8 protein-coding genes are annotated in these 11,608 nt (G+C 74.5%); 6 read left to right on the top strand and 2 right to left on the bottom strand.

Going from position 1 to position 11,608, the window contains the following annotated elements; translation table 11 throughout:
- Positions 1–893 precede the first annotated feature (893 nt).
- Entirely contained in the window at positions 894–2,585 is a 1,692-nt protein-coding gene (locus tag V6V16_RS24210; protein WP_334565560.1) for a beta-N-acetylhexosaminidase, read from the bottom strand.
- Positions 2,586–2,901: 316 nt separating this feature from the next.
- Between V6V16_RS24210 and ppdK the strand changes: the two genes are divergently transcribed.
- Positions 2,902–5,637 (top strand): pyruvate, phosphate dikinase, encoded by a 2,736-nt coding sequence (gene ppdK, locus V6V16_RS24215; RefSeq protein WP_334565561.1) that lies wholly within the window; start codon positions 2,902–2,904, stop codon positions 5,635–5,637.
- A gap of 120 nt (positions 5,638–5,757) precedes the next feature.
- On the opposite strand, the gene V6V16_RS24220 is transcribed toward ppdK, so the two are convergent.
- Positions 5,758–6,258, bottom strand: coding sequence for a roadblock/LC7 domain-containing protein (locus tag V6V16_RS24220; RefSeq protein WP_334565562.1), 501 nt, complete (start codon positions 6,256–6,258; stop codon positions 5,758–5,760).
- A 179-nt stretch (positions 6,259–6,437) separates the two neighbouring features.
- Here V6V16_RS24220 and V6V16_RS24225 point away from each other — a divergent pair, with 179 nt between their 5' ends.
- The 5 genes from V6V16_RS24225 to V6V16_RS24245 all read left to right on the top strand — a co-directional run bounded on the left by V6V16_RS24225 (position 6,438) and on the right by V6V16_RS24245 (position 11,600).
- A complete protein-coding gene (locus tag V6V16_RS24225; RefSeq protein ID WP_334565563.1) occupies positions 6,438–6,791 on the top strand; it encodes a VOC family protein in 354 nt (117 codons plus the stop codon).
- Positions 6,781–8,103: a deoxyguanosinetriphosphate triphosphohydrolase gene (locus tag V6V16_RS24230; RefSeq protein ID WP_334565564.1), complete on the top strand. Its 1,323-nt coding sequence runs from the start codon at positions 6,781–6,783 to the stop codon at positions 8,101–8,103. Before V6V16_RS24225 ends, V6V16_RS24230 begins: the two co-directional genes overlap by 11 nt.
- 15 nt (positions 8,104–8,118) lie before the next feature.
- The gene (locus V6V16_RS24235; RefSeq protein ID WP_334565565.1) at positions 8,119–8,955 is read left to right on the top strand and encodes a siderophore-interacting protein; all 837 of its coding nucleotides are present in this window, start codon (positions 8,119–8,121) and stop codon (positions 8,953–8,955) included.
- A gap of 215 nt (positions 8,956–9,170) precedes the next feature.
- A complete protein-coding gene (dnaG, locus tag V6V16_RS24240) occupies positions 9,171–11,063 on the top strand; it encodes a DNA primase (protein WP_334565566.1) in 1,893 nt (630 codons plus the stop codon).
- Positions 11,064–11,600, top strand: coding sequence for a hypothetical protein (locus tag V6V16_RS24245; RefSeq protein WP_334565567.1), 537 nt, complete (start codon positions 11,064–11,066; stop codon positions 11,598–11,600).
- Positions 11,601–11,608 lie beyond the last annotated feature (8 nt).

The following is an 11,608-nucleotide window of genomic DNA, read 5'->3' on the forward strand; positions in this document are numbered from 1 at the left end:
CATGTCGGTACGCATGATTCGTCTGCACCTTCCGATCGGGGGTCCGCGCGCACACCAAGGGGGATCGGGCGCGTCACGGGAGGGAAGTCAGAACGGAACGCTCCGGCGGCGGGGAGCCTGCTCGGGGCGTCCGGGGGATCTCAACGACCCGGACCGGCCATCCATTCCGCCGGCGTCCGGGCCACCGCGGCGCGGGGGAGGCGCCGTCGGTATGCCATGTTCAACGACCCCGACCGGCCCACGATTCCGCGGCCCGGGTGGCCCTGACCACGGGACGGCGCCGGACGAACCGGACATCGTGGCCTGGAACCGGCACTCCGAAACGAACATATGACCCGTAACGCGACAGGCCCCCGCCATCCGCCGGCGGGTGAGCATGGTGCGGCGAGCGCCCTTTAGAGCTGATGTCGTAAACGATTCGCACCGGCTCACGGCGGACGCCCCCGGCTGCTCCAACTGTCCGACCGAGGGCTCGGTCCTGGTGCGGCTTTCGACTGTGGCCCCGCCCCGCTACGGCTTGGGCTCGCCGCGACCTGGGCCCGCCGCGACCTGGGCCCGCCGCGACCTGGGCTCGCCACGACCTGGGCCCGCCACGACCTGGGCCCCGCCAAGGCTTGGGCGCGCTAGGAGCTGGCCACGCGACGCCACGCCACGCCCCGAACCCGACCGACCCGGACGAAACGAGACCCGGCGGGAGGGGCGGGACGGGGATGTGGCATCGCTGAATCGGATACGACATCAGCTCTAAAGGGCGCGAGGAGCAATACCCGCCGCGTCGGGTCCCCGCGTGCTCGCGTGTCTGTCGTACGCCGCCCCGGATGCCTGCGGCGCCCCGATGCCTGCCCCCTGCCCGCCGGCATGCGTGGGCTTGTCGGGCCTTTGTCATGCGGTTGTCAGGCGGACGGGGTGGCGGGGGTGGCCGCCTGGGTCTGGCCGGAGCCGGGCTGGGCGGGCACCGCCGCCCGGGGAGTGGGTGACCCGGCGGGAGCCGGCGGCTCGGCGGGCCAGGGGATCTCCGGCGAAGGGTGGAAGGCGATGCCGGCGGTCGTCCAGCGCGGGCCGTGCCCGGCCAGCCGCTCGCGGAACCCGGCCCAGTCGTGCTTCGCCCGAGGCGACCAGCCCAGTTCGGCGATGGCGGGCAGGCGCGGGAAGAGCATGAACTCGACCTCCGCCAGGGACGTGACCGACTCGGTCCACAGCGGTGCCTCCACCCCGAGCACCGCCTCGGCGGGTACGCCGGCCAGATGGGCGCCCGGGTCCCAGTCGTACGCCCGGCGCACGTCGATCAGGCCGGCCCAGTCGTGCCCGATGGGGGTGTCCGGGGCGTACTTCATGTCGAGGTAGGCGTGGTTGGCGGGGGAGAGGACGAGCCGCGCGCCCCGCCGGACGGCGTCCGCCGTCACCGTGTCCTCGCCATCGGTTCCCCACCACTGGAGCACCCGCCCCCCGGCGTGCCCGGCGGGGGCGATCTGGTGCCACCCCACCACCGTCTTGCCGGTCCCGGCGACGAGGCGCTGGGCCCGCTCGACGAAGGCCGCGTACGCCTCGGGGTGCACCTTGAACGCCTCGTCACCGCCGATGTGCAGCCACGGCCCGGGGGTGAGCCCGGCGACCTCGCCCAGCACGTCGGCGACGAACTCGTACGTCCGCTCGCTTGTCGGGTCGACGTAGCTGAAGCCGACCGCGGTGCCGGTGTAGGGCGGCGGCGCGATCCCGTCGGGCGCCAGTTCGCCGTACGCGGTCAGCGCCGCGTGGGTGTGCCCCGGCAGGTCGATCTCGGGCACCACCGTGACGTGCCGCTCGGCGGCGTAGGCCACGATCCGTTGGTAGTCGTCGCGCGTGTAGTGCCCGCCCGGGCCGCCGCCCACCTCGCTCGCCCCGCCGACCGTGGCCAGCCGCGGCCAGGAGTCGACCGCGATCCGCCAGCCCTGGTCGTCGGTGAGGTGCAGGTGCAGGTGGTTGAGCTTGTAGCGGGCCATGTGGTCGATCACCCGCAGCACGTCCGGTACGCCGAAGAAGTGCCGGGCCACGTCGAGCATCGTCCCCCGGTAGGCGAACCGGGGGCGGTCGGTGACCGATCCGCCGGGCAGCACCCAGTGTCCGGCGACCGGCTTCCGGCTCTCGACGGCCGGGGGTAGCAGCTGCCGCAGCGTCTGCACGCCGTGGAACAGCCCGGCCGCGGTGGCGGCCTCGATCCGGACGCCGGCGGGGGTGACGTCGAGGCGGTAACCCTCCGGTCCCAGATCCTCGGCGTCGACCAGCGCCAGCGCGATGCCGCCGGCGGGCTCCGGCCGGGCGGCGTCGGTCACCGGCAGCGGGTAGCCGGTGGCCGGCCGGAGCAGGGCGGCGAGCTGCCCGCCCACGGCGCGGGCGGCGTCGGCGGCGCTCACCCGGATCACCGCCTCGGCGGTCAGCGTGAAATCGGCGCCCGGCCTCGGCGTGACGCGCTCCGGGGCGGGCACGACGTCGCCGAGGCGGGCCGGGGCCGGCGGGCTGAGCAGGTCGACGGGGCCGGCTGGCCGATCGCCCGCACCGGGGCGGGACGGGTCGGTCGGCTCGGGGGCGGCGGTGGGTACGGGTGGCACGGCGACGGCTCCGGGGGTGTATTCGCGGTGGTTCTGGCAAAGGTGTGGAGGCACCGGAAAACGCAGGGCCAAGCGTACGTAGCCGGAGCCGGAAATGCGTGATCATGCGCGTGGAAGCGTTCCCAAAAACCGGTACGAACGCGGATAGTCGTGATGGCTGTGCCTATTGTCACCGAACGGTCCCAGGCGGCGTGATGTTCGCTTAGCCTTCGCCCACCGGCCGGCTCGGCACCGGGGATTACCGGTGGCCCACCCCGGGGTACTGGGCAACTGAACCTTCGTTAAGTGTCGGACCGGCGCACGTGGGAGGGCTCTGGTGGCAACGCAAGAGACGGCGGAACACAAGTACGTCTACGCCTTCGCCGAGGGCAACAAGGACCTGAAGGACCTGCTCGGCGGCAAGGGGGCCAACCTGGCCGAGATGACCAATCTCGGCCTGCCGGTGCCGCCGGGCTTCACCATCACCACCGAGGCGTGCAAGGCGTACCTCGCGACGGGTGCCGAGCCGGACGGCCTGGCCGACCAGATCGCGGCGCACCTCGCGGCGCTGGAGGGGGCGATGGGCAAGCGCCTCGGCGACCCGGAGGACCCGCTGCTGGTCTCCGTCCGCTCCGGGGCCAAGTTCTCCATGCCGGGCATGATGGAGACCGTCCTCAACGTCGGCCTCAACGACCGCAGCGTGCAGGGGCTCGCGCGACAGGCCGGCGGCTCCGACGGCCCGGCCGCCTCCGGGGGCGCGGACCGGTTCGCCTGGGACTCGTACCGGCGCCTGATCCAGATGTTCGGCAAGACGGTGTGCGAGGTGCCGGGCGAGGAGTTCGAGCACGCGCTCGACGACGCCAAGCGGGCCAAGGGCACCGGCGACGACCTCGACCTGGACGCCGACGACCTGCGGGGGCTGGTCGACGCGTACAAGAAGATCTTCGTCAAGCACACCGGCCGGGAGTTCCCGCAGGAGCCGCGCGAGCAGCTGGACCTGGCCATCCGCGCGGTCTTCCAGTCGTGGAACGCCGACCGGGCGGTGCTCTACCGCCGCCAGGAGCGCATCCCGACCGACCTCGGCACCGCGGTCAACGTGGTGGCGATGGTCTTCGGCAACCTCGGTCCCGACTCCGGCACCGGCGTGGCGTTCACCCGCGACCCGGCCAGCGGCGCCCAGGGCGTCTACGGCGACTACCTCGCCAACGCCCAGGGCGAGGACGTGGTCGCGGGCATCCGCAACACCGTGCCTTTGCAGGAGCTGGAGCGGCTGGACAAGAAGTCCTACGACGAACTGCTCGGCATCATGGCCCGGCTCGAGGGCCACTACAAGGACCTCTGCGACATCGAGTTCACCATCGAACGCGGCAAGCTCTGGATGCTCCAGACCCGGGTCGGCAAGCGCACCGCCGCCGCCGCGTTCGTCATCGCCGGCCAGCTCGTGGACGAGGGTCTGATCGACCTCGACGAGGCGCTGCACCGGGTCAACGGCGCGCAGCTCGCCCAGCTGATGTTCCCCCGGTTCCGGCTCGACCACGAGTTCCAGCCGGTCGCCAGGGGCATCGGGGCGTCGCCGGGCGCGGCGTCGGGCAAGGTGGTCTTCACCTCGGCCCGCGCCGTCGAACTGGCCGCCGAGGGGGAGTCGGTGATCCTGGTCCGGCGCGAGACCAACCCCGACGACCTGAACGGCATGATCGCCGCGCAGGGCATCCTCACCTCGCGCGGAGGCAAGACCAGCCACGCCGCCGTGGTGGCCCGCGGTATGGGCAAGACCTGCGTCTCCGGCGCCGACGAGATCGACGTCAACGTCCCGCAGCGCAGGTTCGTCGTCGCCGGGCAGACCGTCAACGAGGGCGACGTCGTCTCCATCGACGGCACCACCGGCAGGGTGTACCTCGGCGAGGTGCCCGTCATGCCGTCGGAGGTGGTGCAGTACTTCGAGGGCAGCCTCGACCCCGCCCACGTCGACAACGCGCTGGTCCGGGCCGTACACCGGATCATGTCGCACGCGGACGCCAAGCGGCGGCTGAACGTGCGCACGAACGCCGACACCGGCGCGGACGCCGCCCGGGCGCGGCGCTTCGGCGCGGAGGGCATCGGGCTCTGCCGCACCGAGCACATGTTCCTCGGCGACCGGCGGGAGCTGGTCGAGCGGTTGATCCTGGCCCGCGACAACACCGAGCGGGAGGCCGCGCTGGCCGCGCTGCTGCCGTTGCAGCGGGCCGACTTCATGGAGATCTTCCGGGAGATGGACGGGCTGCCCGTGACGGTCCGGCTGATCGACCCGCCGCTGCACGAGTTCCTGCCCCCGCTGGAACAGCTCGCGGTCAACGTGGCGGTCGCCCAGGAGCGCGGCGAGGACGTGGCCCAGGAGGAGGCGCTGCTGGCCGCGGTCCGCCGGATGCACGAGCAGAACCCGATGCTGGGGCTGCGCGGCGTGCGCCTCGGCCTGGTCATTCCCGGCCTCTTCGCGATGCAGGTGCGGGCGATCGTCGAGGCCGCCGTCGAGTGCGCGAGGGGCGGTGCCACGCCCCGTCCGGAGATCATGGTGCCGCTGGTCGGTGCCGTGCAGGAGCTGGAGACGGTACGCGCCGAGGCCGAGCGGATCATCGCCGACGTGACCCGTGAGCAGCCCGTCGAGGTGCTGATCGGCACGATGATCGAGGTGCCCCGGGCGGCGCTGACCGCCGGCCAGATCGCCGAGGCGGCGCAGTTCTTCTCCTTCGGCACCAACGACCTGACCCAGATGGGCTGGGGCTTCTCCCGCGACGACGTCGAGGGGGCCTTCTTCTGGCGCTACCTGGAGCTGGGCATCTTCGGCATCTCGCCGTTCGAGTCGATCGACCGCGACGGCGTGGGCCGGCTGGTCCGGATCGCCGCGGAGGAGGGCCGGGCGGCCCGCCCCGAGCTGAAGCTCGGCGTCTGCGGCGAGCACGGCGGCGACCCGGAGTCGGTGCACTTCTTCCACGAGGTGGGCCTGGACTACGTGTCCTGCTCGCCCTTCCGGGTGCCCGTCGCCCGGTTGGAGGCCGGCCGCGCGGCGGTGCGCACGGACGGCTCCGACAGCCGCTGACGCCGGGGAACACGGCAGGCCGGCGGCGGGCCCGGGGGAGCGGGCCCGCCGCCGCCGTGCGGTCGACCGCTGTCGGCGGCCGTGACGCGCCGCCGCCGCGCGGGGCGACGACGGGGCGACTCAGAGCGGCGGGCGCCGCCACGTGTGGTTGGTGACGCGCCGGGGCAGGGCGCCGCTGGAGGTGCGGGCCAGGGACGGGACGTGCGCCTCGGGCGCCGGCGTCGCCCCGATCCGGGGCCGGGCGTCCAGCACCGAGCCGGTGCGACGGGCCACCGCCCGCGCGTCGGCGTGCAGCTCCTCCAGGTCGGCGCCACCCCCGGCGACCAGCGTCAGCAGGGCGTCGCGCCCGGCGGGATAGGTGACGACGGCGCCGGCCGAGGTGCGGACCACCGATTCCCGGAACTCGCCCCGCCGGGCCGTGTCGGCCACCCGGTGGCCGAGGCCGAAGCTGGCCGCGGCGAGCGCCGCCAGGTAGGTGGCGTCCGTCGACGGCAGGTCGCTGGAGATCAGCAGGCCGTCGGTGCCGGCCAGCACCGTGCCGGCCACCTCGGGACGGCGCCGGCGCAGCGCCCGCAGCTCCGTTCCCACCGTCGTGTCCTCGTGCACGTGCGTCTCTGCCACCGCCGACCCCCCAGTCTGGTCACGTTCCGCGCCGGGAACGCTACCGGCGGCCATCCGGGATCGCGATCCCGTGACCGTCGGCGATCGGCCGACAACTCCCGTCTGTTCGTAGGTTGCGCAACCGTCAGGCGCGCGCCGGCGGCGAGCCGACCGCGGCGGCCGGGCGTAACCTGATCGGCATGAGCAGCGCCTGGGAGAGCCTGACCGTCGACGCCCGGGACCCGGCCCGGCTCGCCCGCTGGTGGGCCGAGGCACTGGGTTATCAGGTGGTCGCCGAGAAGCCGGACGAGGTGGAGATCCGGCGTTCCGCCGACCGGCTGCCCGGCATCGTCTTCGTGCCGGCCGGCGGCGACAAGGAGACCAAGAACCGGCTGCACATCGACCTGCGCCCCGACGACCGGGAGGCCGAGGTCGAGCGGCTGGTCGACATGGGTGCGCGGCACGTCGACGTGGGGCAGGGCGACGTCGCCCGGACCGTGCTGGCCGACCCGGAGGGCAACGAGTTCTGCGTGCTGCGGCAGCGTGCGGACTGAGCGTCGAGGGCCCGACGATCCGGACGCCGCCCGCTGGGTCGCTGAACCGCCGAAGGACACCGGGTACGGGCGGTCGGCGTACGAGCGGGACCGGGCCCGGGTGCTGCACTCGGCGGCGTTCCGGCGGCTCGCCGCGAAGACCCAGGTGCACACGGCGGGCACCGACGACTTCCTGCGTACCCGGCTGACCCACTCCCTGGAGGTCGCGCAGATCGCCCGTGAGATGGGGGCCAGGCTGGGCTGCGACCCGGACGTGGTGGACACCGCCGGGCTCGCCCACGACCTGGGGCACCCGCCGTTCGGGCACAACGGCGAGGACGCCCTGGACGGCCTCGCCGCCGGGTGCGGCGGCTTCGAGGGCAATGCGCAGACACTTCGGGTGCTGACCCGGCTGGAGGCCAAGGTGGTCGCCCCGGACGGGACGTCCGCCGGCCTCAACCTCACCCGTGCCTCGCTCGACGCGGTGAGCAAGTACCCCTGGCCCCGCCGGCCGGGCGTGCGGAAGTTCGGGGCGTACGCCGACGACCTGCCCGTCTTCTCCTGGCTGCGCGCCGGCGCGCCGCCGGACGGAGACGCGGCGGTCCCCGGCGGGGCCCGGCGCTGCCTGGAGGCGCAGGTGATGGACTGGGCCGACGACGTCGCCTACTCGGTGCACGACGTCGAGGACGGCATCCACGGTGGGTACGTGGCGCTGCGCCCGCTGCTGCGCGACGCGCAGGAGCGGGCCGCGCTCTGCGCCGACGTCGCCGCCACCTACTCCGGCGAGTCCCCGGCCGACCTCGGCGAGGTGCTGCTCGAACTGCTCGACGACCCGGTGCTCGCGCCGCTGGCCGGGTACGACGGCAGCCACCGGGCGCAGGTCGCGCTGAAGGAGACCACCAGCGTGCTGACCGGCCGGTTCGTCTCGACCGTGGTGGCCGCGACGCAGGAGCGGTACGGTCCCGGGCCGCACCGCCGGTACGCCGCCGACCTGGTCGTGCCGCGCCGGACGCGGGCGCGGTGCGCGCTGCTCAAGGGCATCGCTCTGCGCTATGTGATGCGTCGCCCCGGCGCGGGGGACCGCTACCGCCGGCAGCGGGAGGTCCTGGCCGAGTTGGTGCACACCCTCTCCGGGCGGGCGCCGGACGGGCTGGATCCCGTCTTCGCCCCGCTCTGGCGCGACGCGCCGGACGACGCGGCCCGGCTCCGGGTGGTCATCGACCAGGTCGCCTCGCTCACCGACCCGGCGGCCGTGGCCTGGCACGCGCGGCTGGTACGCGGCGTCGCGTCCGGGGGCCCGACGGGTGGGGGATGGGCCACGGGGACAACTTAGGCTAACCTAACCAGTATGACGGAGCGCCCCACGAAGGTCACGACCGCCCGGGTGCTGCGCACCGCGCGGCCCACCCCCCACCTGGTCCGGCTGGTGCTCGGGGGTGAGGAGCTGGTCGGTCTGCCGGTCGGCGAGTTCACCGACCACTACATCAAGGTCGTCTTCCCGGTGCCGGGGGTCGACTACCCGAGCCCGATGTTCCTCGAGACGATCCGCCGCGACCTGCCCCGGGAGCAGTGGCCCCGGCTGCGGGCGTACACGGTGCGGGCGTGGGACGCGGCGGCCGGGGAGATGACCGTCGACATCGTGCACCACGGCGACGTGGGGCTGGGCGGGCCGTGGGCGGCCGCGCTGCGCCCCGGCGATCCGGTGCACTTCGTCGGCCCCGGCGGGGCGTACGCCCCCAGCCCGGAGGCCGACTGGCACCTGCTGGTCGGCGACGAGAGCGCGCTGCCGTCGATCGCCGCCGCGCTGGAGCGGCTGCCCGCGGGGGCCCCCGCCACCGTCTTCGTCGAGGTCGCCGACGCCGCGGAGGAGCAGCCGCTGACCAGCCCGGGCGCGGTGCGCCTGACCTGGCTGCACCGGGGCGACCGCCCGGTCGGCGAGGCCCTGGTGGCGGCCGTGCGCGACCTGGAGTTCCCGCCCGGCGACGTGCACGCCTTCGTGCACGGCGAGGCCACCTTCGTCAAGGAGCTGCGCCGCCTGCTGCGCGTCGAGCGCGGCGTGGCCCGCGAGCGGCTCTCCATCTCCGGCTACTGGCGCCGGGGCCTCGACGACGAGGGCTGGCGCGCCACCAAGCCGGCCTGGAACCGCCAGGTGGAGGCCGAGGAGGCCGCCGCCGTCCCGGCCTGACCGGCCGCCGTCCCGGCCTGACCGGCCGCCGCTCCGGGCGACGCCAACCGCCGCCGCGCCGACCGGCCACGACCGCCAGCGGAAGCCGGCCACCGCCCCGAGCGGAAGCCGGCCGCCGTTCGGCGGGTCGGGCGCGGGCGCGGCCACGGAGGTGACGGCGGTGCCCGCCACGCGCGGCGTCCCCCGGCGGCACGCCGTCGGCGGGGCAGGGCAGGATGTACGCCGAGGGGGTGGCGGACATGGCTGGGCGGATCCGGGACGAGGACATCGCGCTGGTCCGGGAGCGCAGCTCGATCGCCGACGTCATCTCCGAGACGGTGACGCTGAGGTCGGCCGGCGGCGGCAACCTCAAGGGGCTGTGCCCGTTCCACGACGAGAAGAGCCCGTCGTTCAACGTCTCGCCCGCCCGCAACGTCTGGTACTGCTTCGGCTGCGGCGCCGGCGGCGACGCGATCAAGTTCCTGATGGACGCCGAGCACCTCAGCTTCGTCGAGTCGGTCGAGCGGCTCGCCGACCGGGCCGGCATCCAGCTGCGCTACGTCGAGGGTGACTCCGCCGCGCCGCGGGCGCGCCCGCAGCAGGGCCAGCGGCAGCGCCTCGTCGCCGCGCACGCCGCGGCCGTCGAGTTCTACCGGGCCCAGCTCGGTACCGCCGGCGCGCGCCCCGCCCGGGAGTTCCTGGCCCGGCGCGGCTTCGACCGGGCGGCCGCCGAACGCTACGGCTGCGGCTTCGCCCCGGAGGCCTGGGACCTGCTCACCAAGCACCTGCGCAGGCAGGCCTTCACCCACGACGAGCTGGTCACCGCGGGGCTCTCCCGGCCGTCCCGCTCCGGCACGCTGATCGACCGGTTCCGCCGCCGGCTGATGTGGCCCATCCGCGACCTAGCCGGCGACGTGATCGGCTTCGGCGCCCGCAAGCTCTTCGAGGACGACGACGGCCCGAAGTACCTCAACACCCCCGAGACGCCCATCTACAAGAAGTCGCACGTCCTCTACGGCATCGACCAGGCCAAGCGGGAGATCGCCAAGCAGGGCAAGGTCGTGGTCGTCGAGGGCTACACCGACGTGATGGCCTGCCACCTGGCCGGGGTGCCGACCGCCGTGGCGACCTGCGGCACGGCGTTCGGCGGGGACCACATCGGGGTCCTGCGCCGGCTGCTGATGGACACCGACGCCGTGGCCGGCGAGATCATCTTCACCTTCGACGGGGACGCCGCCGGCCAGAAGGCCGCGCTGCGCGCCTTCGAGGACGACCAGCGCTTCGTCGGGCGGACGTTCATCGCGGTCAGTCCGGACAACATGGACCCGTGCGACCTGCGCCTGGCCAAGGGCGACCTGGCCGTCCGCGACCTGGTCGCCCGCCGCGAGCCGCTGGTCGACTTCGCGCTCCGCCACGTGATCAACAGGTACGACCTCGACACCGTCGACGGCCGGGTGGAGGCGATGCGCCGGGCCGCGCCGCTGGTGGCCAAGCTCAAGGACCGGGAGAAGCGCCCGGAGTACGTCCGCAAGCTCGCCGGGGACCTGGGCATGGAGATCGAGCCGGTGCAGCGCGCCGTGCTGGCCGCCGCCTCGGCCACCCCCTCGACGGAGAGGGCCCCGGCGCCCCGTCCCGCCCCGGCCGAGCCGGTCGTCGACAACCCGCAGGCGATGGTCGAGCGGGAGGCGCTGAAGCTCGCCCTCCAGGAGCCGGTGCTGGCCGGGCCGATGTTCGACGCGGTCGAGGCGTCGGAGTACCGGCACCCCGTACACGCGGCGGTGCGGGCGGCCGTCGCGTCGGCCGGCGGGGCCGCCACGGCGACCGGCGGCGCGGTCTGGATCGAGTCGGTCCGCGACGCCTGCGAGGACCTCGCCGCGCGCGCGCTCGTCGGCGAGCTGGCCGTGGAGCCGCTGCGGATCGACGGCGAGCCCGACCCGCGTTACGTCTCGATCACCATGGCCCGGTTGCAGTGGGGCTCGGTGACCGCCCGGATCAGGGACCTCAAGTCCCGGATCCAGCGGATCAACCCGGTCAACAACAAGGACGAGTACTTCGCCGCCTTCGGCGAGCTGCTGTCGCTGGAGCAGCACGCCAGGGCGTTGCGCGAGCAGGCCGCGGGAGGGCTGTAGATGGGACTGTTCCGCCGCAAGCCGAAGCTGCCCCCGGCCGACCGTCCGCCGCTGTCGGCCGACGAGCGGGTGCTCGCCTGGGCCGCGGTCGGCGACGGCGCGGGCGGCGGCGTGGTGGTGGCCACCAACCTGGGGCTGTGGCTGCCCGGCCGGGCGGACCGGCTGGGCTGGCACGACGTCCACAAGGCCGTCTGGTCGGGCCGGGAGCTCGCGGTGACGCCCGCCGAGCGCGTCGCCGAGCGCGACGGCTACCTGCTGGTGGCGGACCGCCCGGCCGAGAGCCACCTGCTGCTCGATCCGGGAGAGCTGCCGCACCAGGTGCGGGAGCGGGTCACCCGGTCCGTGGCGTACACGCAGCACCATCCGGTGCCGGGCGGCGCCGCGCGGGTGGCGGCGCGCCGGGTGGCGGGCGTGGACGGCCTCACCTGGACGGTGCGCCTCGACCCGGGCACCCCGCCCGACGACCCCGAGGTGCTGGCCGAGACCGACCGCCTCGTGGCCGTCGCCCGGGCCGCCACCGCCCCGGTGGACGGCTGACCGGCGCC

This window comes from Micromonospora sp. CPCC 205561, assembly GCF_036906775.1.
Classification (GTDB): domain Bacteria; phylum Actinomycetota; class Actinomycetes; order Mycobacteriales; family Micromonosporaceae; genus Micromonospora.